This is a genomic window from Streptomyces sp. NPDC045431 (assembly GCF_040646655.1).
GTDB lineage: Bacteria > Actinomycetota > Actinomycetes > Streptomycetales > Streptomycetaceae > Streptomyces.
The window spans coordinates 354,612-376,849 of record NZ_JBEZAQ010000001.1 but is presented as its reverse complement, the minus strand read 5'-3'; the positions used below and the strand labels follow the sequence as shown (position 1 = coordinate 376,849).

Sequence of the window (22,238 nt, the reverse complement as noted above, 5' to 3'; positions counted from 1 at the left end):
ACTACGGGGTGAACTTCCTACATGTCTGAGGCCATGACCGACACGACCCACGCGACGCGACCGCAGGGGAACGCCGGCGGCTCCGGAAAGCACCGAGGGGGCGCGGCTACGACGGAGGACCTGTCCTCCCAGCCGCACGGCCGCCACCGCAAGGTCCCGAACCAGGGCACCGCGGCCTGACGGCTCGTCGCACGCAAGGAGGGCCGCTCCGGGGAGATCCCCTGGAGCGGCCCTCCTTCTCATGTGCCGTTCGGCGGCCTCAGCCGCTGGAGCAGGCGGTCGCCGTCCAGCGCGCGCACAGCCCGCGCCATGGTGCGTACGTGGATCTCCTTCTCCTGCCGCTCGTACATCGCGGACAGGCCGTCCCGCAGCGCCCGCGCCTCCGCCACGAGCGCCTGCGCTGCCCTCAGCGCCGTGTACGTCTCCGTCGTACGCGACGGATTGGCACCGCCGAGGCGCTTCAGGGCGGCGAGGTACGCGTCGACGACCCGGCTCTCCGCCTCGGTGAGGGCCGGAATCCCCGGCGCCGGTTCATCCGGGACCATCACGGCGCCAGCTGGCTGTCGCGCGTCGAGATGATCTGGTCGACGAGGCCGTACGCGAGGGCGTCCTCGGCGGTGAGGATCTTGTCGCGCTCGATGTCGTCGCGGATCTTCTCGATCGGCTGGGTGGAGTGCTTCGCCAGCATCTCCTCCAGCTGCGTACGCATCCGCAGGATCTCGTTGGCCGCGATCTCCAGGTCGGAGAGCTGCTCACGGTCGGTGCCGCCGGACGGCTGGTGGATCAGCACGCGGGCGTTCGGCAGGGCCATCCGCTTGCCCGGCGTACCGGCGGCGAGGAGGACGGCCGCGGCGGAGGCCGCCTGGCCCATGCACACCGTCTGGATGTCCGGCTTCACGAACTGCATCGTGTCGTAGATCGCCGTCAGCGCGGTGAAGGAGCCACCGGGACAGTTGATGTAGAGGGCGATGTCCCGGTCCGGGTCCATGCCCTCCAGACAGATCAACTGGGCCATGAGGTCGTTGGCCGAGGCGTCGTCGATCTGCACGCCCAGGAAGATGATGCGCTCCTCGAAGAGCTTCGCGTACGGGTCGTACTCGCGCACGCCCTGGGACGTGCGCTCCACGAAGTGCGGCAGCACGTAGCGCGCCTCGGCGGACTTGTAGAGCGTGCCCGGTTTCACCATGTCGTCGTCCCCTCACTGGTCCAGCGTACGAGTCAAAATGTACAGGACGTACAGAACATAGAATGGGGGAATGGCTTATGAGATTCCGGTGACGCAGGCCCGGGCGGAGCTCGCGGATCTGATCAACCGCGTGGTCTACGGCGGCGAGCACGTGGTCCTCACCCGCCACGGCAAGCCGCTCGTGGCCCTCGTGACGGCCGCCGACCTGGAGCGACTGAAGGCCGGGGACACCCAAGAGGGCACACCGGAGGTCACGCCGGAGGAACCGGAGCGGATCATCGGGACCGTGTCGTCCCTGTCCGAGGCCCCGTCCTCCGTCGGCGAACAGAGCCAGTGGGGCCTCACCGCGCATACGGAGATGTAGGGGTCCGGCGGCTCCCGGACCGGATCCTCAGGCCATCAAGCCCTCAAGCCCGTAAGTCCGTAAGCCCTCACTGGTCCGTCGTCGTGCGGCGCGGCAGCCACAGCACCATCAGCACCGCGCCCGCCAGCAGGATCCCGGCGCCCGCGCGGAAGGCGAGCGCGTAACCGGCGGTCAACGCCTCCGGGCTCGTACCGCCGGAGGTGCGGGCCGCGGCGAGCGTCGACAGGGCCGCGAGGCCCAGGGCCCCGCCCATCGTGCGGGACGTGTTCACCAGGCCCGAGACCAGCCCCGCGTCGCCGGGGGCCGCGCCCGAGGTGGCCAGCGAGGCCAGCGGGGTGATGACCAGCCCGATGCCGAGCATCATCAGGATGCCCGGGCCCATGATCATCGTCAGGTACGCGCTGTGGGCGTCCATCAGCGACTGCCAGCCGAAGCCGGTGGCAGCGATGAGCGTGCCGAGCACCGCGAGGTTCCGCGCGCCGGTCACCGCCATCAGCCGCGGCGCCAGCTTGGCGCCGACGAAGACGCTGAGGGAGCTCGGCACGAGCGCGAGGCCGGCCTCCAGCGGGGTGTAGCCGAGCACGTTCTGCGCGTACATCGTCATGAAGAACCACATGGCGAACGACGCCGAACCGTTCACGATCATCGCCACGTTGGCCGCCGACACCGCCCGCGAGCGGAAGAGCTTCAGCGGCATGAGCGGCGCCGCCGTACGCGCCTCCACCGCCACGAAGGCCCCCAGCAGCACCAGTCCGCCCAGCAGCGGCACCAGCGTCTCGGCGGCGCCCCAGCCGGCCTGTTCGGTCTGCACGATGCCGTACGCGACCGCCGCCAGGCCGCCGGTGACGAGCACCGCGCCCGGCAGGTCCAGCCGCCGCGCGCCGCCGCCCTGGCTCTCGCGAACCCACAGCGCGGCGCCGATCAGGACCAGGGCCCCGACGGGCACGTTGATGAGCAGCACCCAGCGCCAGGACAGCAGGTCCGTCAGTACGCCGCCGACCAGTCCCCCGGCGGCGCCTCCCGCCGCGCCCACAGCCGACCAGGTACCTATCGCCCGCGTCCGCGCGGGTCCGGCCGGTACGGCCCCGGTCACGATGGTCAGCGTCGCGGGCGCCAGCACCGCCGCCCCGAGCCCTTGCACCGCACGGGCGGCGAGCAGCTGCCACCCCTCCACCGCGAGCCCGCCCGCCACGGACGCGGCCGTGAACAGCCCGAGCCCGACCAGGAACACCCGCTTGTGCCCGAACAGGTCCGCCGCCCGCCCGCCGAGCAGCATGAACCCGGCAAAGGCGATGGTGTACGCGTTGAGCACCCACTGGAGCCCCAGCGCCGAAAGGCCCAAGTCCGCGCGCATGGACGGCAGCGCCACGTTCACGACGGAGACATCCAGCACGACGAGGAACTGCCCGGCACAGGCGGCCAGCAGGACGAGCCAAGTGCGGGCACGGGTCGGGGTGGTGGCGCTGGTGGCTGTGGTGGCGGAGTCGGGGGTCTGGGTGTCGGGGCGCGGCTGGACCATGCGTGTCATGGTCGCAGCTGCGGTACGGGGCGTACATCGGGCCTTCGACGTACGACCCGCCCTACGTCAGAAGTCCCCTTCGGCCGCCGCCGCGACGAACGCCGCGAACGCCGCCGTACCGACGGCGAAGGCGGGACCCTCGGGGTTCTTGGAGTCGCGGACGGCGACGCGGCAGGGCTGGGCGGCGATCTCGACGCACTCGCCGCCGGTGTCACCGCTGTAGGAGGACTTGCGCCAGGCGGCCGCGCCGAGGGGGGCGCACTCGATGCAGTCGCCACCGTTCGTGCCGCTGTAGGACGACTTACGCCACTCTGCGCCCGTCAGGTCCTGGTTGATGCCCATAACGTTCCTCCATTACGCGAGCGATCAGCGCCGCCGACTCCTCCGGGGAGAAGGCTGTGGCTTGCAAGCGAGCGTATCCGACCGAACGCTCCCTGATCACTTGCGGATTGGCCGTCATATGGCCCGAGTCGTAGCGCTCGGCGTAGAAGATGTCCGGGTCGTCTTCAAAGCGAAGAAGGTTGAACGAGCCCATCATTCCAGTGTGCTGACCGGCCGAGAAGGGCAGGACCTGGACATTGACCCACTGATGGTCCGCGAAACTCAACAAGTGCGCGAGTTGACCTCGCATGACCTCGCGATCGCCGACCTGCCTGTGCAACAGGGCCTCGTCCAGTACCACCCACACGACGGGCGGGTGCTCCTTCGTCAGTATGCGCTGCCGCTCCATTCGCGCCGCCACCATTTCGTCGACCCCCTCCGGGCAGTCGACAGCGAGTAGAGCTCGTGCGTACGCCTCCGTCTGGAGCAGGCCATAGACCGCCTGCGCCTGGTACGTCGAGATGTACGTCGCCCGCGCCTCCATCTCCGCGTACGGCTGGAACCAGTGCGGCAGTTGGCTTCGCAGCACCAGCCCGATCAGGCGCGTGAAGGTCCCGCCCGTCTTCAGCGCGGCGTCCAGGCGTTCCGACAGGTCGCGGGTCGGGACCTTCTTCGTCGTCTCGATCTGGCCAATCAGGGAGCCCGTGCAGAAGACCATGCGGCCGAGCTCTCCCTGCTTGAGACCGGCCTCCTCCCTCAGGCGGCGGAGTTCGGAGCCGTAGAAGTCCAGCGGTGAGGCGCTGGGATCGAGGACGCGGATGTTGACCATGTAGCGGCCACCCCCAAGTTCACGCCGAGCGGCGTTCATTTCGTTCTGTAGCCGAGCGTAATCAGGCGACCGCACGCTGGTGGCATGAATCACGCAAGTCACCCCCAGGAGGGGGACCTTGAGACCGGCTACCGCATGGGCTTCACCGTGGGTGAGCACTCCGCCCGTCACATGCGGCGCATCCTGCGCACCTTCCTCATGCGATGGGGGCTGGCCGAGCTGACCGACGCGGCCGAGCTGGCGCTGACGGAGCTCGTCGCCAACGTCGTACGGCATGTGCCGGGGCGCCGCTGCACGGTGCTGATCCTGCGGCGGCCGGAGGGGCTGCGGGTCGAGGTCACGGACGGCCTGGACCGACCGCCGCTGCCGGTCGAGGCGGGGGACGCGCTCGACGAGGGCGGGCGCGGGCTGGTGCTGGTCGAGGCGGTGACGGAACGCTGGGGCACGGTGCCGCTGGCCGCCGGGAAGACGGTGTGGTTCGAGTGTGACGCCAAGCCGCCGCGCGAGGGCGCGACTTCGGTCTGACCGTCGCTCCATCCGGCGGCTGTCGGAGCAGCCGCCGGGCGGGTCGTACCGCCATGAGGCCGCCTAGCAGGTGACGCCCAGGCAGATGGTCTGCAGGAGGGTCAGCAGGTCCGTGCACCCGCACGTCGCGGCGAACGGGTCTCCGCCGATGCCGACGGGCTCCGTCTCGGGAAGGGCGTGGAGCCGGGCCAGCAGTTCGAGATCCTGGTTTTCCATGGGTTTCTCCTTTCTCAGGCCGGCGGCTGGACCATCCAGTGCCGGGGCGAGGGGTGGCTCAGCCGGAGGAGGAAGGCCAGGATTCCGGCGCTCCCGTCGCTCCAGCTGGTGGAGACGTCCCCGTACTCGTTGGGGAAGACCACGTGGCCGTCTCGGTGGGCCCGTTCGGCGAGGATGAGGCGGGCCAGGTCCTCGGCCATGGCGCGGTAGGCGGGGTCGCCCGTGGCGTCGGCCATGTCGAGGAGGAAGTCGCCGTTGCCCGCGAGTCCGTGGCACTGAGTGAGCGGGGCACGGGAGGCCTGTTCCACCACCGCGTGCGCGGCGCGGCGGGCGGGCTCGCCGTACCGGTCGTCGCCGGTGGCCCGCCACAGCCGGACGAGGAAGGTGCCGATGCCCGAGGCGCCGTGGCACCAGTACGGGGCCGTGGGCGGGTCCCCGTACTGGGTGGGCCAGTGGGTCGCCGCGCCGACGCGTACGGCGTGGGCCAGCAGCCCTTCGCCAGCCTCCACGGCGAGCTCCCTGTGCGCGGGGCGGCGCGAGACGGCCGAGGCGGCGAGGAGGAAGCAGCCGATGCCGGCCGTGCCGTGCGCGAAGCCGAGGTAGCGCTTCCCGGCCGCCCGGGAGGCGGCCTCAGCGGGGACCGCCCAGCTCACGCCGGGCTTGTCGCGGCGTACGGCGGCGGTCAGGCGGTCGGCGGCGTCGACGGCCAGTTCGGCGAAGCGCGGATCGCCGGTGCGGTGCCAGAGGTGGAGGGCGGCGAGGCCGCTGCCCGCCGTGCCGTGGGTGACGTCGTGGCTGGGCGTGGACCGCTGCGGCGCCAGGGCCAGGGCCACCGCGTGGTCGGTGAGCCTGCGGTCGTCGAGGGCGCGTCCGGCGTCGTACAGGGCCCAGGCGGTTCCGCGACCGCCGAAGTGCAGGCCGGGGCGGGGGGAGCCGGTGTCGGCGCGGACGGCGATCCAGTGGCCCGCCGTGGAGAGCACTTCGGGCAGGCGGGGGTCGCCGGTGAGCTCGAAGTACCGCGTGAGGACGGCGAGGACGCCTGCGGCGCCCTGCTGCACGGTGCAGGGGTCGCTCTCCCCGGCCCCGGTAGTGCACCAGGCTGTGCGGGGCGTACGGCTGGTCGGACGGGATGCGGGGGCCGGGAAGCCCGGCGGTAGCCCGGTGGAGTTCTTCGGCGAGCCGGACGGCGTCGGCGTCGGAGCGCGGGTAGACGGTGACGAACTTGCCCGCGCTTCCCCGGGGTGTGGCGCGGGAGTTGAGCGCGCCCACCTGGTCGAGCGACCGGGCGAACTTGAACGCCGACTCCTGGCGCAGCAGGACGTCCAGGGCCTTTTCAAGGACCGCCGGGGCGGAGGCGACCGTGGCCGACAGGTGCAGCTTCCAGCCCTGTGCGCGGGGCGTCCCGGCCTCAGGGGCGACGTGGCACCACGTCTCGTCCGTGGCGGCGGTCCAGCGCTCGGCGGTGCCCGTGGCGCGCAGCGCTCGGTGGAGGAGGGCCTCCAGCTCGGTTTCGGGTGGGGCGCCCGTCGCGGCCTTCGTGGCGGTTTCCAAGGTCGTACTCGTCATGCGTGCCCCTCCCAACGGTGAGAACCGCTGGTAGGGGGCGTGCCCGATGACATAGGCATACCAACGCCACCCCGGCCGGGATCATCCCATCCGGTAAGCGCGCACCGCTGCTCTCCCGCCCGGGGGCACGCTCCGGCGCAGAGGGAGGCGCCCGACCGGGCGGCGGGTGGCCGCGCCTACGATGTGACCGCTCAGTAGGCACATCGCCCGCCCAGCACACCCGTCCACACCACCAGCCCAGGAGGAAGCCGTGGCCGCTACGCCCAAGCCGGAGACGCTCGCCGCGTTCGAGGCGGCCAAGGGCTTCATGCCCGTACGGGAAGGGCTGGCGCTGTACGCGGCGGCGGCCGAGGCGGCGGGACTGGGGCTGCCGCTGCTGGAGGTCGGCACGTACTGCGGGCGCTCGACGATCCTGCTGGCGGACGCGGCGCGGGCGGCGGGCACGGTGGTCGTCACGGTCGACCACCACCGGGGCAGCGAGGAGCAGCAGCCGGGGTGGGAGTACCACGACCCGACGGTGGTGGACCCGGAGATCGGCCTGATGGACACGCTGCCGACGTTCCGCCGCACGCTGCACAAGGCGGGCCTGGAGGAGTACGTGGTCGCCGTCGTGGGGCGGTCGCCGCAGGTGGCGAAGGTGTGGGCGGGCGAGGTGGGGCTGGTCTTCATCGACGGCGGCCACACCGACGAGCACGCGACCGCCGACTACGAGGGCTGGGCGCCGCGCGTTGCGCCCGGCGGGCTGCTGGTCATCCACGACGTGTTCCCGGACCCGGCGGACGGCGGCCAGGCCCCGTACCGGATCTACCTGCGGGCGCTGGAGTCCGGCGCGTTCACGGAGGTCTCGGTGACGGACTCGCTGCGCGTGCTGCGGCGCACGGCCGCGTGACCCGGTGACGCCGTGACCCCGTACTCGCTCGCCTTCTACGTGGACGTCGTCACCACCGGCACCGTGCTGGGCGTGCGGCCCTCGGACTCCCCCGAGCGGGTCGCGGAGGTCCTCGGGACGGACTTCGCGGAGAACCGCTTCGGCCCGTGCGACATGTTCCGCGACCACGGCCTGGTCGAGTTCTTCTGGGACCGGGCCTCCGCCGGGGAGCCGTGGTCGGGCCACCACCTCACCCTCCAGGTGCACCGCCTGGCGCACGGCGGGAGCCGGCTGGTGAACGGGGCCGTGCGGGCGCGGTACGGGCGGTTCACGCCGAGGCTGCGGTTCGCGAAGCTGCGGCGCCTGCTGGAGCGGCGCGGCGTCCCGCTGGTGGAGGTGCCGGAGGACCCGGCGAACACCCCCTACTACCGGCGGTTCCGGCAGCCGGGCTCGGGGGTGGAGGTGTCGGTCATCGGCACGTACGGGGAGTACAGCACGCCGGACGCGCTGCGGGTGGGCGACGTGTACAGCATCCAGGCCACGGCGGCGGCGCACAGCGTCGCCGCCCGCACGGCGGGCTCAGCCCCTCCCCCGCCCGCCGCGCCGCTCGCCGCACCGCCCGCCGCACCGCGGTCCTCCAGGACGTGACCGGCTGGATGCGCCGTGCTCCGCGCCGGGTGGTGGCGCTGGCCCTGGCCGTCGCCGCCGGTCTGCTGTTCGTCGGCGCCGTCTCCCACGGCGTCGACCTCCTCCGGCACGGCGTGCGCCCGTACGACTGGGCACCGGGTTGGCTCAACCTCTACTGGTCCTCGCTCGCCCTCTTCGACCTGCTCGCGGCCGCGCTCCTGATCGGCGGCAAGCGCCGGGGCGTGGACCTCGCCTGCGCCATCATGGCGACCGACACCGCCGCCAACTGGTACGCGTGCTACGGCATCCTGCACAGCGGCTTCGCCACACAGCCGGGGCTGCAGCGCCTCACCCTCTTCGCCGCCCTCGTCCTCGGCACCGCGCCGTTCCTCCGACGCCGCCTGCCGTACGCCGCCGTACGCACCGCCTAGCATCGGTGCGTGCACGACGACCACAGCCCCTCCCCCGCCCGCCGCGCCGCCCGCCGCGCCGCCCGCCGCCGCCGTACCGCGGTCCTCGCCGCCGCCGGAGCCCTGATCGCCGCGACGGCCGGCTGCGGGGCGGACGGAGCCGACGCGAAGGCGCCTCGGCCGGGAGCGACGCCCTCGCCGACGGCCTCCGCCTCCGCGCCGACGGCCGCCGCTCCCCTCGCGGGCAAGGTCGTCGTCATCGACCCCGGGCACAACCCCGGGAACTTCTCCCATCCCAAGGAGATCGCCGCGCAGGTGGACATCGGCACGAACCGCAAGGAATGCGACACCACCGGCACCGCCACCGCCTCCGGCTACACCGAAGCGGCCTTCACCCTGGATGTTTCACACCGTCTCCGCACTCTCCTCCAACAGCAGGGCGCCACGGTGCGCCTCACCCACGACGCCGACCGCCCCTTCGGCCCCTGCATCGACGAACGCGCCCGCGTCGGCAACGACGCGAAGGCCGACGCCGTCGTCTCCGTCCACGCGGACGGCTCCGCCGTCGGCAACCGCGGCTTCCACGTCATCCTTCCCGCGCTGGTCAAGAGCGGTACGGCGGACACGGCACGCATCGTCGGCCCCTCCCGCGCCCTCGGCGAGCGCGTCGCCGCGCGCTTCGCGGCGGCCACCGGCAGCGCGCCCGCCAACTACGTGGGCGGTGGCGACGGTTTGGACGTACGGAAGGATCTCGGTGGACTGAATCTGTCGACCGTGCCCAAAGTGTTCGTCGAATGCGGCAACATGCGTGACCCGAAGGACGCCTCATTGCTGACGGATGCCGCGTGGCGGCAGAAAGCGGCCCGGGGGATCGCGGACGGGATCAGCACCTACCTACGGGACTAGCCCGGGCGGACGATAGATTCATCCGTACGATGGGGCCGCCCCCGTGTGCTTCGCGCCACCCCCGCATCCCGACGACACAACCGACGAAGGACTTCTACACGTGAACATCCGCTCCCTCACTCGAGGCGATGGCGTGGTGATCGGAGCAGCGGTGGTGCTGTTCATCGCCTCGTTCCTCGGCCTGACCCCCGGCGTCGACTGCCCCCAGGGGATCGACTGCTCCAAGTTCGACAGCCCGAACGCCTGGGACAGCCTGGGCCTTCTGATGAGCATGTTCCTCTCCGGCGTCATCGCCGCCGCGCTCATCGTCGTCGGTCGTGCCATGCCGGGCCGCAAGGTCGCGGGCATCGACCTGGGCCAGTTCGGTGTCGCCTTCGCCGTCTTCTCGCTGTGGACGGCCTTCTGGACCATCATCGACATGACGGCCGACGCCGGTGCGGGCATGATCCTCGGCCTGCTGTCCACCATCGTGCTGGCCGCCGCCGCCGTCGCCGCGCCGCTCGTCCCCGCCCTCAAGGCCCCGCTCCTCGGCGCCCCGCGCCCCCAGCAGCCGCAGCCGTACGGCGGCCAGCCGGGCCAGCCGCAGGCCGGTTACGGCTACCCGGGCGCGCAGCAGCCGCCGTACGGTGGCCAGCCCGGCCAGCCCCAGGGCGGCTACGGCTACCCCGCCGCCCAGCAGCCGGGCCAGCCCCAGCCGGCGCAGGGCCAGCAGCCGCAGCAGCCGCAGGCCGAGCAGCACACTCCGGCGCCCGCTCCGGCGGCCGCGACCGCGGCCCCCTCGGACTTCTCCCCGTTCTGGTTCGCGGTCCCGGTCGCGCGCCCGCTGTACGCGGAGGACGGCTCGCCGACGCCGATCGCCGAACTGGCGCCCGGCACCTGGTACCTGGCGGTGGAGCAGCGCGGCCAGGGCCTGGTGGCCCAGACGCAGGACGGCCGGCGCGGCGTGCTCCAGGACACGACCGGCATCCAGCGCGGCTGAGCAGCCCGCTCCGTACGTGAAGAACGGCCCTCGCCCTTGCGGGTGGGGGCCGTTCACGTTTGGGCTCGGGGCCGAGCGGCAACCCGTACCGCATGTCTCCCCGTCATCGGAACGGAAGCGCGCAGGCGGCGACCGCCATAGCGGTCCTCGCGGATGTCCTGGCCGCCATCATCGCCCTGTGGATCCTGATGTACCTGCTGGAGGCCAACCGGGCCAACGACCTGGTGCAGTTCGTCCAGGGCGCGGCCCGCTGGCTCGCCGGCTGGTCCCACGACCTGTTCACCTTCGACGCGGCCTGGCTGCGCGTCGTCGCGGGGTACGGCCTCGCGGCGATCGTGTACGTCTTCGCCGGGCACCTGCTGGCGGACCGGCTGCGCCGGTACTAGGGGATGTCTAGTCGATCTTGCCGGGCTCGCGACGCCTGGTGCCGCGCCCTGATCCGGCCTGATCGGCAAGACACCCCCTAGGGTGCCCGGCTCCGCCGAACTCTTCACTTTAGGGAACCGCTTGGAGTCCCTTGCACGTCACATGGCATGCTGACACGATCTGCCGCGGCATGACAGTGCGTGAAACGGGGGCTTTGCGCTGTGGGTTACACCATTCCCGAAGGCGTCGACACGATGCTCGACATCGTTGGCGTCGGCTGGCCGAACGTCGACGAGGACGCCTACCGCGACATGGCCACGGCGCTGCGGGAGTTCGCCGAGGACGCCGACGACGACGGCCACGCGGCCCACCAGCACATCCAGCGGCTGCTGTCCACCGGGCAGAGCGAGTCGCTGACCGCGCTCGACAAGCACTGGTCCAAGGTGCAGGGCAAGCACGCGGACCTGGCGAAGGCCGCCCGGCTCGTCGCGGACGCCCTGGACCGGGTGGCCGACATCATCGTCGCCCGCAAGATCGCCGCGGTCGGCGAACTAGCCGACCTGTGCGCCACGGTGGGCATCACCCTCGCCTTCGCCCCGGTCACCGCCGGCCTGTCCACCCTGCTCGCCGGTGCGAAGATCGCCGCCACCCGCATCGCCTTCAAGAAGATCCTCAAGGAGATGGCCGAGGCGGCCGTCGCCGAGATCGTCGCGGTGCTCACCCAGCCCGCGGTCGCCGCGATCGAGAACGTCGTGGCGGACCTGGCGATCCAGACCGCGCTGAACGTCACCGGCGTCCAGGACGGTTACAACACCGGCCAGACCGTCCAGGCCGGCAAGGACGGCCTGCAGATCAACTCCGCCGGCGGCGCGGGCGGCGGGCGCGGCGGCGGCCCGGTGATCGACCACGACGCCCACGGCAAGGCCGGCGGCAACCTCACCGACGTACAGATCGCCATGCAGGGCAAGACGCGCGGCAAGCTCGGCAAGGCCAAGTCCCACCACGGCCGCGCCAAGGGCAAGGACTCCCTCACCGCCGTCCTGGACACCACCATCGAGGGCGTGACCGAGAAGCTCGGCAAAGCCCTGGACGACCTCGGCGACCACATCGGCAAGAAGCTCCCCGACGCCATCAGGGGCGGCTCCAAGACCCACCGGGACACCGACCAAGGCGTCCACGACGACGCCAAACGCGTCAAGTCACCGACCGGCAAGGACGACGGCGGGCTGGACGGGCAGCGGGGCAAGTCGGGGCCGGCGGGGCGGCGGGGAAACGATCAGAAGCCGCCGCGGCTGAACGCCGACTCGCTCGGGAAGGCGAAGAACAACCCCCGGCTGGCCGGTGCGTCGCAGAACAGCAAGCCGTGGTGCAACGACCCCGTGGACGCGGCGTCCGGGGAGATGTATCTGCCGCAGACGGACCTGACCCTGCCATCGGTGTTGCCCCTGGAGCTTTCCCGCACCCATCTGTCGGGGTACCGCTTCGGCCACTGGTTCGGTCGTTCCTGGGCCTCCACGCTGGATGAGCGGCTGCAGCTGGAGGGTGACGGCTCGGCGCTGTGGGCCCGTGAGGACGGCACCGTACTGCTGTACGGGCGGCTGCCGCAGGCGGTCGGGGACGAGGTGTGGCCGCAGGAGGGCCCGCGCCTGCCACTGGTGCGCCTGGAGGCCGACGACGGCGCGCCGCCCGCCTTCGCCGTCCGCGACCCGCGCACCCGGGTGCTGCGTCGCTTCACCGCGGCCGAGCCGCCCACGAGCGTGTTCGACCCGGTGGTCGTGTGCTGGCTCGAGGAGATCGGCGACCTCAACGGCAACGCGATCGAGATCGTCAGGGACTGCGACGGCGTACCGGCCGCTGTGGTCCACTCCGGGGGCTACGAGGTCCGGATCGACACGGCCCCGTTGCGTGGAGACGACGGCCCTCGTCGGGTTACGGGCCTGTCCCTGGTCACCGCGGACGGCCCGGTGCGCGTACTCGCCTTCGGCTACGACCTGGCCGGCAACGTGGACGCGGTCACCAACTCCACAGGTGTGCCCCTGCGCTTCGCCTACGACGAGGACGCGCGCATCGTCTCCTGGACCGACCGCAACAACTCCACCTTCCGCTACGTCTACGACGAGCGGGGCCGGGTGGTGGAGACCGCCGGCCCACAGGGATACATGTCGGGGCGGTTCACCTACGACACCGAACGGCGGGTGACGCGCTACACCGACTCCACCGGCGCGACCACCGTCTTCCACCTCAACGAGCTGTCACAGGTGGTGGCCCTGACCGACCCGGCGGGCCATACCGTCCAACAGACCTGGGACCGGTTCGACCACCTGCTCTCCCGCACCGACGCCCTCGGTGGGACCACGCACTTCCGGTACGACGACGCGGGCAATCTCGTTTCCGTCGAACTGCCCGACGGCAGCCGTTCGACGGCGGAGTACAACGACCTCAACCTGCCGGTCCGTGTCACCGGGCCCGACGGGGCCCAGTGGGTGCAGGAGTGGGACGAGCGGGGCAACCGCACCCGGGTGACCGAGCCCGACGGCGCGACGACCCTCTTCACCTACGACGCCCACGGCGCCGTCGCGTCGGTCACCGACCCGCTGGGGGCGGTGCAGACCCTGGTGAACAACGCGGCCGGGCTCGTGGTCTCCGTGACGGACCCGCTCGGCGCCCGGCACCACATCGCGTACGACTCGTTCGGCCGCACCGCCTCCATCAGCGACCCCATGGGCGGGACGACGCACCTCACCTGGACGGTCGAGGGGCAGCTGAAGTCCCGTGTGGAGCCGGACGGCACCGGCGAGGAATGGACGTACGACGACGAAGGCAACTGCCTGACCCACACCGACGCCCTCGGCCAGGTCACCCGGTTCACCTACACCGATTTCGACCTCCTGACATCCCGCGTCTCCGCGGACGGGGCGCGGCACACGTTCACCTACGACACCGAACTCCGCCTCACCCGTGTCACCGACCCGCAGGGTCGCACCTGGGACTACGTCTACGACGCCTGCGGCGCTGTGGTCTCCGAGTCCGACTTCGACGGCCGTACCGTGCACTACCGCTACGACGCCGAGGGCCGCCTCGTGGGCCGCACCAACTCCATGGGCCAGACGATCGAGTACGCCTACGACCGGATCGGCAACCAGATCCGGAAGACCGTGGACGGCACCACCACCCTCTTCGAGCACGACGAGGCCGGTCGCCTCACGCGGGCCGTGAGCCCCATGGTCACCCTCACCTACGCGTACGACCGGGCGGGCAGGATCACCGGTGAGTCCGTGGACGGACGCACCCTCACGAGCCGGTACGACGACGCGGGCCGCCCGGTGCTGCGCGTGACCCCGGCCGGCGTCACCAGCGCCTACCGCTACGACGCCGCGGGAAACCGCACCGCCATCGAGTCGTCAGGGCGGACACTGTCCTTCTCGTACGACGCCACCGGCCGGGAAACGGCCCGTCACCTCGCCCCGGGCACCGTACTCACCCACTCCTGGGACGTGTCCGGCCGGCTGACCGGCCAGTCGCTGGGCGCCGCCCTGAGCCGCTCGTACACCTACCGGGCCGACGGCCTGTTGACCGCCGTCTCGGGACCGAACACCGGCCGTCGCACGTTCGACCTCGACCCCGTGGGCCGCGTCACCGGAATCCACGCCTCCCAGTGGAACGAGTCGTACGCCTACGACGACGCGGGCAGGCAGACGCATGCCGAGTGGCCCGACGGGCAGCCGTCGTCCGAAGCGCGGGGCGAGCGGGAGTACACAGGAACCCTTCTCCGCCGCGCGGGATCGGTCCACTACGAGTACGACGCCGCGGGCCGCGTGGTCCTGCGCCGCAAGACCAGGCTGTCACGCAAGCCGGACGTCTGGCGCTACTCCTGGGACGCCGAGGACCACCTGACGGAGGTCATCACTCCGGACGGCACCCGGTGGCGCTACCTGTACGACCCCCTCGGGCGCCGCGTCGCCAAACAGCGCCTCGCCCCGGACGAGCGGACCGTCGCCGAGGAGACCCGCTTCGTCTGGGACGGCGCGCACCTCGTGGAGCAGACCACGCACACCGTCGGCACCTCGGAGGACATCACCCTCACGTGGGACCGCGACGGCGCGCACCCCGTGAGTCAGACCGAAAGCAAGTCCCGCGTCGACGACACCGAAGACCCGCTCGACCAGCGCTTCTACTCCATCGTCACCGATCTCGTCGGCACGCCGACGGAACTCGTGGACCCGTCGGGCGAGATCGCCTGCCGGATGCGCAGCACCCTGTGGGGCGTCACGACATGGAACCGCGACGCCTCGGCGTACACCCCGCTGCGCTTCCCCGGCCAGTACTTCGACGTCGAGACGCAGCTGCACTACAACGTCTTCCGTCACTACGACCCCGCAACGGGCCTCTACACCAGTCCGGACCCCCTGGGCCTGGACGCGGGACCCGACCCGCACCGCTACGTCCTCAACCCCCTGCACGCGTTCGACTACTTCGGACTGCAACAGCTGACGTGCAAGGAAAACGCGAAGTTGCTGCGTGAGAACATGACGCGCGAGGGCCGGGCACCGTCCGCAGGACAGGCGGCGGCACACCTCGTGCCCTCCGGAGGGTCGCGCCGTCAGTGGGCTCCGGGAGCGAGGAGCCGTGCGCTGCTGGAGAAGTACCACGTGAACATCAACGACGCGGCGAACGGAGTGGGGCTGACTCATCCGAAACCTCACAACTACACTCACCGCGGGGCGTTTCTCACGCGGCTCGATCAGCACCTGCAGTCATTGGTCAGGGATATGCAGGCGGAAGGTCGGGGCACGAGAGCGATTCGCAGCGCTCTGCGTAGCGAGTTGCGCGCCATCGGCAAAGAGGTCGTGGAGGAGCTCAAGAGTGGCAAACCGGGACAAGGTGCTGTATGGACGGCGTGACCATGGCTGACACATCACAAAACCCTCGGCGGGTGTACCGGCTGCTGCCCGCCTTGGGGGAGTTCCGCATTCTCTTTCTCGACGAAGCTCTGACGAAGATTCTGCCCTGGCAGCGCAGCGGCCGCCCCGAGGACCTTCCGGAAGAGTTCACAGGAGAGTGGAACGGAGACCCGGCCCTGCGGGTGACCGAATTCCCCTCGGCCGCCAGGGACGCCCCCGTGCTCGGCCGCCGCATCGCGGATGCCCTGCACGAGGAGCTCGTGTCGGCAGGCAGGCTTGTACCACTGCGCACCGATGACCCCGACAGCGGAGAATTCTTCCTCTACGCGGTCGAGGCCGTCGTGGACTGCCTGGACACGCGGCGGTCCTCCAAGCCGAAGAAGTCGACGGGGCAGATCAAGCAGGCCGTCTTCCGGCCGGAGGCCCTGCGCTACGACGTGCCCGCCTTCCGCGTCCCGGAATGGTCCAGAGCCGTCTACTGGAACGGGTGGGCCGTCGACCGGCTGCGCGAGCTCCTCGGTGACGACCTCGAAGCCCGTCTGGTGTGGTCGGAGGACCCCGGCCTCACTCCACACCCCGACCCCATGGGCTTCTAGGGTGCGGCTGTGACCCCGCACGTCGAGCGCCTCGCCGAGGTCATCCCGCCGCCCGCCGCGTCGGAGCCGAAGAACTGGCCGGAGGTGGAGGCCACCCTGGGCAGCAAGCTGCCCAGGGACTACAAGGACTTGGTGGAAGCCTTCGGCGGTGGCGTCTTCGACGACGCTGTCTGGCTGCTCGAGCCCCACTGCGCCCATCCGTCGTACGACCTGCTCAAGGAGAACGCGGGCGGCCGCCGTGGGGCGCTGGAGCGCAGTGGCTCCAAGCCCCCAGAGCTGGACGAAGAAGGCAGCGACGTCATCACCTGGGCCCTGACGGAGGACGGCGCGACCCTCTACTGGCTCGTCCGCCCCGGGCAGGAACCGGACGACTGGACCGTCATGGTCAACGAAGGCCGCGGCCCGGACTGGGAACGCTTCCCCATGTCCTGCACGGCGTTCCTGGAGGGAATCCTGGTCACCGGGGAGATCGAGTCGGACATCCTCCACGACCTCCCCGCCGACGGTCACGGCTTCCGGCCGAGCTCGGACTTCCTGTAGGCACCCTCAAGGACGACACGCATGAACATCGAACTCCTGCCGCGCGACGGCGCGGGGCCCTTCCGGCTCGGCCTGTCGGTCGAAGAGGCGCGGCAGACGGCACGGGAACTCGGCCACCTCACGCACCGCACGGAGGGAAACGCCGAGCCGGGACAGATCGTCCTCACGCACGAGGAATCCGGGTTCGATCTCGTGCTCGGATTCACCCGAGGGCTCCTGAGCCAGGTGGAACTGTGGCGGTTCCGCAACGAGGACGCCGACGTGCGCGTCACGCTGGAGGCCATCGACGTCTTCCGCACACCGCACGAGGAGCTGCAACAGCGCCTCGTGGACCGGGGATACGCGGTGGAGGAGAACGACCTCGGCTTCGACGCCGTGCCCGACCTCGGCATCATCTTCGCGAACGAAAGCAGCTACGAATACCCCACCGACGAGGAGGGCGACCCCCTCTATTACGACTACGTCCTGGTCTCGGACGAGACTCGCGCCCGATGACCGCCTACGTTCACCCTCGCCGGGTGTACCGACTGCTGCCCGCCCTCGGCGAGTTCCGGACGCTGCTCTTCGACACCGGCCTGGGTACGGTCATGCGCTGGCAGCGCACCGGCGATCCGGCGCACTTCCCTTCGGAACTCCGTGGGAAATGGATCGGAGACCCGGCCTTGCGGGTGACCGACTTCCCTTCGGATTACCCGGGTGCCCCGGTGCTGAGCCGACGCATCACAGACGCTCTGCACGGCGATCTGACGGCAGCTGGAAGGTTCGTGCCCGTCCGTACCGACGACCCGGAGGCCGGAGAATTTCTTCTCTACGCCGTCGAGGCCGTCGTGGACTGCCTGGACACGCGACGGTCTTCGAAGGCGAAGAAGACGACCGGAGACATCAAGAAGGCCGTCTTCCGGCCGGATGCCGTCGCCTATGGCCTCCCCGCCTTCCGCATCCCGGAAGCACCCAAGGTCGTCTACTGGAACGGCTGGGCGGTCGACCGGCTGCGCGAGCTCCTCAGTGACGACCTCGAAGCCCGCCTGGTGTGGTCCGAGGACCCCGGCCTCACGCCGCACCGCGATCCCATGGGCTTCTAGGAGGCGGGAGAGGCACATGGACGACGCACCCCTTGCCGCCGTGCTCATCGCCGAAGAGGAGTTCCCCGGGATCGACCTCCACGCCCATGACGCCTGGCTGGTGCGCGACGGCGCGGTCTGGCTCGTGGCGGAGGCCGGCGACGAGATCGTCGTGGGGCGTGTCGCCGAGGACCCGGCCCGCGTCTTCGCCGAGCGGCGCCGCTGGCCGGTTCCCCGCGCGGGGCGGGGCCATGGGTTCGCTTCCCCGCTTCCGGACGGCGGGCTCGCGGTGAGCGGCGGAGACACCGTCACGGTGTACGCGGCGAGCGGACAGGTGCGCTGGACGTACGAGCACCAGCCCTGGGCGGATCAGCGCACCGCCTCCGCCGCCTGCACCGCCGACGCGTCGGGGCACCGGCTCATCGCCACCATGGCCGGCCCCATGGAGGCCGGCGAGCCCTATGGCGGTGACCTGTGTGTGGCCCTGGACCTGTCCGACGGCCGGCGACTGAGGGAGGCCGTGCTGCCGTCGGCCTCGGCGGGCTACGTCTTCCAGCAGTCCCTCACCGATCCGGGACGCCTCCTGCTGAACGCGGCGCAAGGGGACACGTTCTTCTCGCTCGTGGTCACCTCCACACAGGGCGTTCTGCGCGCGGAGCCGCTGGGCCTGGACGACGAACTGTTCGCCGGGGTCGGCATGCACGGGGCCGTTCTGAAGCTCGACGTGGGCGGGGCCTGGCTCAGTCGGTACGAGCCGGGCCGGGCCGACGTCAGTGTCGATGCCGAGGATGTCCTTCCCGAGGACCTGGTCTTCGCCGGTCACCGTCCCGGCTTCCTCGACGAGGGCCGGGTCCTGGTGGCCGTCGCCGAGGAACAGGGTTCCGCCGAGACCCGGCACGTGATCCTGGACGGCCGCACCCTGCACCCGGTCGCCGAACTGGACTACCCCGGCACGGACTGCTTCGACCCGCTGGCGCTGGGCGACGGCACGTGGCTCACCGTGGAGGGCGATACCGTCCGGCGCTGGCGCACCGGTGCCCACTGAACTCGTGGCGACAGGCGCCGGACCTACCCGCAGCAGTCCGGTTCCAGGCCGCGCGGCAGGCGTTCGCCGCCGAAGACCGCGGTGGTCGCCTCGTCGCCGCCCAGGGCCGCGACCGCGAGCAGCAGGGAGCCCGCCGTCCAGGTGGTGAGCTCCTCCGGCCAGACCGCGCGTTCGCCTTCGAAGACGTACCCCGTCCAGTACATGCCGCCCTCGGCGCGCAGGTGGCCGATGGACTGGAGGATCTCCAGGGCCCGGTCGGACTCGCCCATCGCCCAGAGCGCGAGGGCCAGTTCGCAGCTCTCGCCGCCCGTGACCCAGGGGTTCGGCACGACGCAGCGCACGCCGAGGCCCGGGACCACGAAGGCGTCCCAGCCGTTCTCGATGCGCTCCTTGGCCGCCGCGCCCGTGACGGCGCCGCCGAGCACGGGGTAGTACCAGTCCATCGAGTAGCGGCTCTTGTCGAGGAACCGCTCCGGGTGGCTGCGGATGGCGTGGCCCAGCGCGCCCGCCGCGAGCTCCCAGTCGGGCTGCGGCTCCTCGCGCTCCTCGGCGATGGCCAGGGCGCAGCGCAGCGCGTGGTGGATGGAGGAGGAGCCGGTCAGCAGCGCGTCGGTGACGGGCGTGCCGTCCGCCTCGCGCTTCCAGCCGATCTGGCCGCCGGGCTGCTGGAGGCGCAGCACGAACTCGACCGCGGCGTAGACGGCCGGCCACATGCGGTCGAGGAAGGTGTCGTCGCCGGTGGCGAGGTAGTGGTGCCAGACGCCGACGGCGACGTACGCGACGAAGTTGGACTCGCGGCTCGCGTCGGTGACCTGGGTGTGGTCGCCGTCGTGGTAGGCGGCGTACCAGGAGCCGTCGTCGTTCTGGTGGCGGGCGAGCCACTCGTAGGCGCGGGCGGCGGCGGCGTGTTCGCCGGCCGCGTCCAGGGCCATGGCCGCCTCGGTGTGGTCCCAGGGGTCGAGGTGGTGGCCGCGGAACCACGGGATGGCGCCGTCCTCGCGCTGGACGGCCATGATCGCGGCGACGGTCTCGGCGGCCTGCTCGGCGGTGAGGACGCCGGGCAGGACGAGGTGCTCGGTCCTCTCGGGGCTCGTCACGCGGTCTCGGCCTCGGCCTTCGGGAGGTGGGGCTTGGTCGCGTACGCCACGAAGCTCTTGCCCAGGACGGGGTTGAGCGCCCGCTCGGCGAGGCGGGTGGCCAGGGGCTTCTTCATGATGTCCCAGACCAGCAGCTTGTGGTACGCGCGGACGGGCAGCGCCTTGTCGTTGTCGACGCCGAACGCGCACTTCAGCCACCAGTACGGCGAGTGCAGCGCGTGGGCGTGGTGGGTGCCGTACGGCCGGAGCCCGGCCTCCCGGATCTTGGCGAGCAGCTCGTCGGCCTTGTAGATGCGGATGTGGCCGCCCTCGACCTCGTGGTACGCGTCCGAGAGCGCCCAGCAGACCTTCTCGGGGCCGTAACGGGGGACGGTGACGGCGATGCGGCCGCCGGGCTTCAGCACGCGGACCATCTCGGCGAGCACGCCCTTGTCGTCGGGGATGTGCTCCATCACCTCGGAGATGATCACGACGTCGAAGGACTCGTCGGGGAAGGGCAGGTTGAGGGCGTCGCCCTCCATGGCGGTGGCGGTGGCCCCGGCGGGCGCCTCCCCGGCCTCCTTCATGGCCGCGAACCACTTGGCGACCTCGCGGATCTCGTCGCCGTTCTGGTCGAGGGCGACGACCCGCGCCCCGCGCCGGTAGCACTCGAACGCATGCCGCCCCGCCCCGCAGCCCAGGTCGAGCACACGGTCGCCGGGGGCGAGCGGGAAGCGGGTGAAGTCGACGGTCAGCACGGGGACGGCCTGCTTTCACGGAGGAGGGGGAGCGTGCGGAGGAGGAGGGGGCGAGGCGTACGGGGGCGGGTCACCGGCGGGCTCCGCGCGCCGCGATCGCCTCGCGGTACAGCTCGGCCGTGCCCTGGGCCGCGCGGGCCCAGGTGAACCTGTCCAGCACCCGGGCGCGGCCCGCCGTGCCGAGCCGGGTGCGCAGGGCGGTGTCGCCGAGGAGCCGGCCGAGGGCGGCGGCGAGCGCGCCCGCGTCGCCGGGCGGCACGGCCAGGCAGGTCTCGCCGTCGGGGCCCGCGACCTCGGGGATGGCCCCGCCGGTGGTGGCGACCAGCGGGGTGCCGGTGGCCATGGCCTCGGCGGCGGGCAGCGAGAAGCCCTCGTACAGGGAGGGCACGCACGCCACCTGGGCGCCCCGGTAGAGGTCGACGAGCTCGGCGTCGGTGACGCCCTTGACGAAGCGCACCGCGCCGTCGAGGCCGTACCGCTCGATGGCCCGCGCGACGGGGCCGTCCTCGGCGCGCTTGCCGACGACGACGAGGTGGGCGTCGGGCTGCTCGGTGCGGAGCTTGGCGAGCGCCTCCACGAGGTGGACCAGACCCTTGAGGGGGACGTCCGCGCTGGAGGTGGTGACGATGCGGCCCGGGACCTCGGGGACGGACGGGTCGGGCGACCACAGGTCGGTGTCGGCGCCGATGTGCACGACCCGGATGCGGTCCTCGTGCACGCCGAGGTGCTCGACGATCTCGTCCCGCGAGGAGCCGGAGACGGTGAGGACGGAGGGGAGGCGGCGGGCGACGCGCTTCTGCATGCGCGTGAAGGCGTACCAGCGGCGTACGGAGGCGCGGCGCTTCCAGTCCTGCGCGGCGTCCAGCTCCAGCTGCCGGTCCACCGTGATGGGGTGGTGGATGGTGGTGACGAGGGGCGCGCCGAGGTCACCGAGGAGGCCGTAGCCGAGGGTCTGGTTGTCGTGGACGACGTCGAAGTCGCCGCGGCGGGCGGCGAGGTGCCGGCGGGCGCGCAGCGAGAAGGTGAGCGGCTCGGGGAAGCCGCCGGTCCACATGGTGGCGACTTCGAGGGCGTCGATCCAGTCGCGGTACTCGTCGCGCCGGGGGGTGCGGAAGGGGTCGGGCTGCCGGTACAGGTCGAGGCTCGGCAGCTCGGTGAGGCGCAGTCCCGTCAGGTCGTCGCCCTCGTCGAGGACGGGGTAGGGCTGGGAGCCGATCACCTCGACGGTGTGCCCGAGGCGGGCGAGCTCGCGCGACAGGTGCCGTACGTAGACGCCCTGGCCGCCGCAGAAGGGGTTTCCCTTGTACGTGAGGAGGGCGATGCGCAGCGGGCGGTCTTCGCCGCCGGTGACACCGCCGCGGGGGCCTGCTTCTATGGCCTCAGCGGTCACTCGCGGCCCCCTTCTTGCCTGCATTTCGCCGGAGCGTAACCGGTCGCGCTAATCTAGAACAAGTTTCAGACTTGACGGTTCAAGGAGCTTTGAATCTACCCGCAGGTAGCGCCGCTGTGAGGGCCGGAACAGGTGATTCACACCACGGCGCCCGCCCTCCTGTCGCGTACCACCACACGCGTACCGAAC

The 22,238-nt window shown here is 71.5% G+C and carries 24 protein-coding genes and 1 pseudogene; 15 read left to right on the top strand and 10 right to left on the bottom strand.

Annotated features, from left to right (window positions below; all coding sequences use genetic code 11):
* Positions 1-33: 33 nt before the first annotated feature.
* The gene (locus AB0A69_RS01675; protein WP_361415223.1) at positions 34-180 is read left to right on the top strand and encodes a hypothetical protein; all 147 of its coding nucleotides are present in this window, start codon (positions 34-36) and stop codon (positions 178-180) included.
* Between the two features lie 59 nt (positions 181-239).
* Here the strand turns inward: AB0A69_RS01675 and AB0A69_RS01670 are convergent, their stop codons facing one another.
* Positions 240-545 carry a hypothetical protein gene (locus tag AB0A69_RS01670; protein WP_361414184.1) on the bottom strand — a complete coding sequence of 102 codons (306 nt, stop codon included), beginning with the start codon at positions 543-545 and terminating at the stop codon, positions 240-242.
* Complete coding sequence (locus AB0A69_RS01665) at positions 545-1,186, bottom strand: ATP-dependent Clp protease proteolytic subunit (RefSeq protein ID WP_361414182.1); 642 nt, start codon at positions 1,184-1,186, stop codon at positions 545-547. Before AB0A69_RS01665 ends, AB0A69_RS01670 begins: the two co-directional genes overlap by 1 nt.
* A 70-nt stretch (positions 1,187-1,256) precedes the next feature.
* Here AB0A69_RS01665 and AB0A69_RS01660 point away from each other — a divergent pair, with 70 nt between their 5' ends.
* A complete protein-coding gene (locus tag AB0A69_RS01660) occupies positions 1,257-1,550 on the top strand; it encodes a type II toxin-antitoxin system Phd/YefM family antitoxin (protein ID WP_361414180.1) in 294 nt (97 codons plus the stop codon).
* Between the two features lie 67 nt (positions 1,551-1,617).
* Here the strand turns inward: AB0A69_RS01660 and AB0A69_RS01655 are convergent, their stop codons facing one another.
* The 3 genes from AB0A69_RS01655 to AB0A69_RS01645 form a co-directional block, all read right to left on the bottom strand.
* Positions 1,618-3,069 (bottom strand): MFS transporter, encoded by a 1,452-nt coding sequence (locus tag AB0A69_RS01655; RefSeq protein WP_361414178.1) that lies wholly within the window; start codon positions 3,067-3,069, stop codon positions 1,618-1,620.
* A 66-nt stretch (positions 3,070-3,135) separates the two neighbouring features.
* On the bottom strand, positions 3,136-3,411 hold the full coding sequence (locus AB0A69_RS01650) for a DUF397 domain-containing protein (RefSeq protein WP_361414174.1): 276 nt from the start codon (positions 3,409-3,411) through the stop codon (positions 3,136-3,138).
* Positions 3,371-4,219: a helix-turn-helix transcriptional regulator gene (locus AB0A69_RS01645; RefSeq protein ID WP_361414171.1), complete on the bottom strand. Its 849-nt coding sequence runs from the start codon at positions 4,217-4,219 to the stop codon at positions 3,371-3,373. The genes AB0A69_RS01650 and AB0A69_RS01645 overlap by 41 nt, the downstream gene beginning before the upstream one ends.
* Positions 4,220-4,303: 84 nt before the next feature.
* Between AB0A69_RS01645 and AB0A69_RS01640 the strand changes: the two genes are divergently transcribed.
* The gene (locus tag AB0A69_RS01640; protein ID WP_361414168.1) at positions 4,304-4,744 is read left to right on the top strand and encodes an ATP-binding protein; all 441 of its coding nucleotides are present in this window, start codon (positions 4,304-4,306) and stop codon (positions 4,742-4,744) included.
* Positions 4,745-4,807: 63 nt separating this feature from the next.
* Here the strand turns inward: AB0A69_RS01640 and AB0A69_RS01635 are convergent, their stop codons facing one another.
* Both AB0A69_RS01635 and AB0A69_RS01630 read right to left on the bottom strand, forming a co-directional pair.
* Positions 4,808-4,960: a VenA family class IV lanthipeptide gene (locus tag AB0A69_RS01635; protein WP_361414164.1), complete on the bottom strand. Its 153-nt coding sequence runs from the start codon at positions 4,958-4,960 to the stop codon at positions 4,808-4,810.
* A 14-nt stretch (positions 4,961-4,974) separates the two neighbouring features.
* Positions 4,975-6,526, bottom strand: a pseudogene (locus tag AB0A69_RS01630) (lanthionine synthetase LanC family protein).
* Positions 6,527-6,833: 307 nt separating this feature from the next.
* On the opposite strand from AB0A69_RS01630, the gene AB0A69_RS01625 reads away from it, so the two are divergent.
* The 12 genes from AB0A69_RS01625 to AB0A69_RS01570 all read left to right on the top strand — a co-directional run bounded on the left by AB0A69_RS01625 (position 6,834) and on the right by AB0A69_RS01570 (position 18,825).
* A complete protein-coding gene (locus AB0A69_RS01625; protein WP_361415146.1) occupies positions 6,834-7,415 on the top strand; it encodes a class I SAM-dependent methyltransferase in 582 nt (193 codons plus the stop codon).
* 12 nt (positions 7,416-7,427) lie between these two features.
* Entirely contained in the window at positions 7,428-8,042 is a 615-nt protein-coding gene (locus tag AB0A69_RS01620) for a hypothetical protein (RefSeq protein WP_361414161.1), read from the top strand.
* Positions 8,043-8,050: 8 nt separating this feature from the next.
* Positions 8,051-8,452 (top strand): hypothetical protein, encoded by a 402-nt coding sequence (locus AB0A69_RS01615; RefSeq protein WP_361414158.1) that lies wholly within the window; start codon positions 8,051-8,053, stop codon positions 8,450-8,452.
* A gap of 9 nt (positions 8,453-8,461) precedes the next feature.
* Complete coding sequence (locus tag AB0A69_RS01610; protein ID WP_361414155.1) at positions 8,462-9,337, top strand: N-acetylmuramoyl-L-alanine amidase; 876 nt, start codon at positions 8,462-8,464, stop codon at positions 9,335-9,337.
* A gap of 100 nt (positions 9,338-9,437) precedes the next feature.
* Positions 9,438-10,316 carry a hypothetical protein gene (locus AB0A69_RS01605; RefSeq protein WP_361414152.1) on the top strand — a complete coding sequence of 293 codons (879 nt, stop codon included), beginning with the start codon at positions 9,438-9,440 and terminating at the stop codon, positions 10,314-10,316.
* A 92-nt stretch (positions 10,317-10,408) separates the two neighbouring features.
* A complete protein-coding gene (locus tag AB0A69_RS01600; protein WP_361414149.1) occupies positions 10,409-10,702 on the top strand; it encodes a hypothetical protein in 294 nt (97 codons plus the stop codon).
* A 234-nt stretch (positions 10,703-10,936) separates the two neighbouring features.
* A complete protein-coding gene (locus AB0A69_RS01595; protein WP_361414146.1) occupies positions 10,937-15,583 on the top strand; it encodes a DUF6531 domain-containing protein in 4,647 nt (1,548 codons plus the stop codon).
* A 2-nt stretch (positions 15,584-15,585) separates the two neighbouring features.
* On the top strand, positions 15,586-16,179 hold the full coding sequence (locus AB0A69_RS01590) for a hypothetical protein (RefSeq protein WP_361414143.1): 594 nt from the start codon (positions 15,586-15,588) through the stop codon (positions 16,177-16,179).
* Between the two features lie 9 nt (positions 16,180-16,188).
* Complete coding sequence (locus AB0A69_RS01585; RefSeq protein ID WP_361414141.1) at positions 16,189-16,719, top strand: SMI1/KNR4 family protein; 531 nt, start codon at positions 16,189-16,191, stop codon at positions 16,717-16,719.
* A 21-nt stretch (positions 16,720-16,740) separates the two neighbouring features.
* Positions 16,741-17,214, top strand: coding sequence for a hypothetical protein (locus AB0A69_RS01580; protein WP_361414138.1), 474 nt, complete (start codon positions 16,741-16,743; stop codon positions 17,212-17,214).
* A gap of 23 nt (positions 17,215-17,237) precedes the next feature.
* Entirely contained in the window at positions 17,238-17,801 is a 564-nt protein-coding gene (locus AB0A69_RS01575; RefSeq protein ID WP_361414135.1) for a hypothetical protein, read from the top strand.
* A 16-nt stretch (positions 17,802-17,817) separates the two neighbouring features.
* Positions 17,818-18,825 carry a hypothetical protein gene (locus AB0A69_RS01570; RefSeq protein ID WP_361414132.1) on the top strand — a complete coding sequence of 336 codons (1,008 nt, stop codon included), beginning with the start codon at positions 17,818-17,820 and terminating at the stop codon, positions 18,823-18,825.
* Positions 18,826-18,848: 23 nt separating this feature from the next.
* On the opposite strand, the gene AB0A69_RS01565 is transcribed toward AB0A69_RS01570, so the two are convergent.
* The 3 genes from AB0A69_RS01565 to AB0A69_RS01555 all read right to left on the bottom strand — a co-directional run bounded on the left by AB0A69_RS01565 (position 18,849) and on the right by AB0A69_RS01555 (position 22,049).
* On the bottom strand, positions 18,849-19,922 hold the full coding sequence (locus tag AB0A69_RS01565; protein WP_361414130.1) for a prenyltransferase: 1,074 nt from the start codon (positions 19,920-19,922) through the stop codon (positions 18,849-18,851).
* Complete coding sequence (locus AB0A69_RS01560) at positions 19,919-20,659, bottom strand: class I SAM-dependent methyltransferase (RefSeq protein ID WP_361414127.1); 741 nt, start codon at positions 20,657-20,659, stop codon at positions 19,919-19,921. Before AB0A69_RS01560 ends, AB0A69_RS01565 begins: the two co-directional genes overlap by 4 nt.
* Positions 20,660-20,729: 70 nt before the next feature.
* Complete coding sequence (locus AB0A69_RS01555) at positions 20,730-22,049, bottom strand: glycosyltransferase family 4 protein (protein ID WP_361414124.1); 1,320 nt, start codon at positions 22,047-22,049, stop codon at positions 20,730-20,732.
* Positions 22,050-22,238: the final 189 nt, after the last annotated feature.

What these genes read in the sequence shown, in the direction of transcription:
- AB0A69_RS01665 (WP_361414182.1), bottom strand. Translation starts at nt 1,186, where the DNA reads ATGGTGAAACCGGGCACGCTCTACAAGTCCGCCGAGGCGCGCTACGTG.
- AB0A69_RS01640 (WP_361414168.1), top strand. Translation starts at nt 4,304, where the DNA reads ATGAATCACGCAAGTCACCCCCAGGAGGGGGACCTTGAGACCGGCTAC.
- AB0A69_RS01590 (WP_361414143.1), top strand. Translation starts at nt 15,586, where the DNA reads ATGGCTGACACATCACAAAACCCTCGGCGGGTGTACCGGCTGCTGCCC.
- AB0A69_RS01615 (WP_361414158.1), top strand. Translation starts at nt 8,051, where the DNA reads ATGCGCCGTGCTCCGCGCCGGGTGGTGGCGCTGGCCCTGGCCGTCGCC.
- AB0A69_RS01625 (WP_361415146.1), top strand. Translation starts at nt 6,834, where the DNA reads ATGCCCGTACGGGAAGGGCTGGCGCTGTACGCGGCGGCGGCCGAGGCG.
- AB0A69_RS01655 (WP_361414178.1), bottom strand. Translation starts at nt 3,069, where the DNA reads ATGGTCCAGCCGCGCCCCGACACCCAGACCCCCGACTCCGCCACCACA.
- AB0A69_RS01670 (WP_361414184.1), bottom strand. Translation starts at nt 545, where the DNA reads ATGGTCCCGGATGAACCGGCGCCGGGGATTCCGGCCCTCACCGAGGCG.
- AB0A69_RS01650 (WP_361414174.1), bottom strand. Translation starts at nt 3,411, where the DNA reads ATGGGCATCAACCAGGACCTGACGGGCGCAGAGTGGCGTAAGTCGTCC.
- AB0A69_RS01600 (WP_361414149.1), top strand. Translation starts at nt 10,409, where the DNA reads ATGTCTCCCCGTCATCGGAACGGAAGCGCGCAGGCGGCGACCGCCATA.
- AB0A69_RS01660 (WP_361414180.1), top strand. Translation starts at nt 1,257, where the DNA reads ATGGCTTATGAGATTCCGGTGACGCAGGCCCGGGCGGAGCTCGCGGAT.
- AB0A69_RS01645 (WP_361414171.1), bottom strand. Translation starts at nt 4,219, where the DNA reads ATGGTCAACATCCGCGTCCTCGATCCCAGCGCCTCACCGCTGGACTTC.
- AB0A69_RS01570 (WP_361414132.1), top strand. Translation starts at nt 17,818, where the DNA reads ATGGACGACGCACCCCTTGCCGCCGTGCTCATCGCCGAAGAGGAGTTC.
- AB0A69_RS01580 (WP_361414138.1), top strand. Translation starts at nt 16,741, where the DNA reads ATGAACATCGAACTCCTGCCGCGCGACGGCGCGGGGCCCTTCCGGCTC.
- AB0A69_RS01675 (WP_361415223.1), top strand. Translation starts at nt 34, where the DNA reads ATGACCGACACGACCCACGCGACGCGACCGCAGGGGAACGCCGGCGGC.
- AB0A69_RS01635 (WP_361414164.1), bottom strand. Translation starts at nt 4,960, where the DNA reads ATGGAAAACCAGGATCTCGAACTGCTGGCCCGGCTCCACGCCCTTCCC.
- AB0A69_RS01595 (WP_361414146.1), top strand. Translation starts at nt 10,937, where the DNA reads ATGCTCGACATCGTTGGCGTCGGCTGGCCGAACGTCGACGAGGACGCC.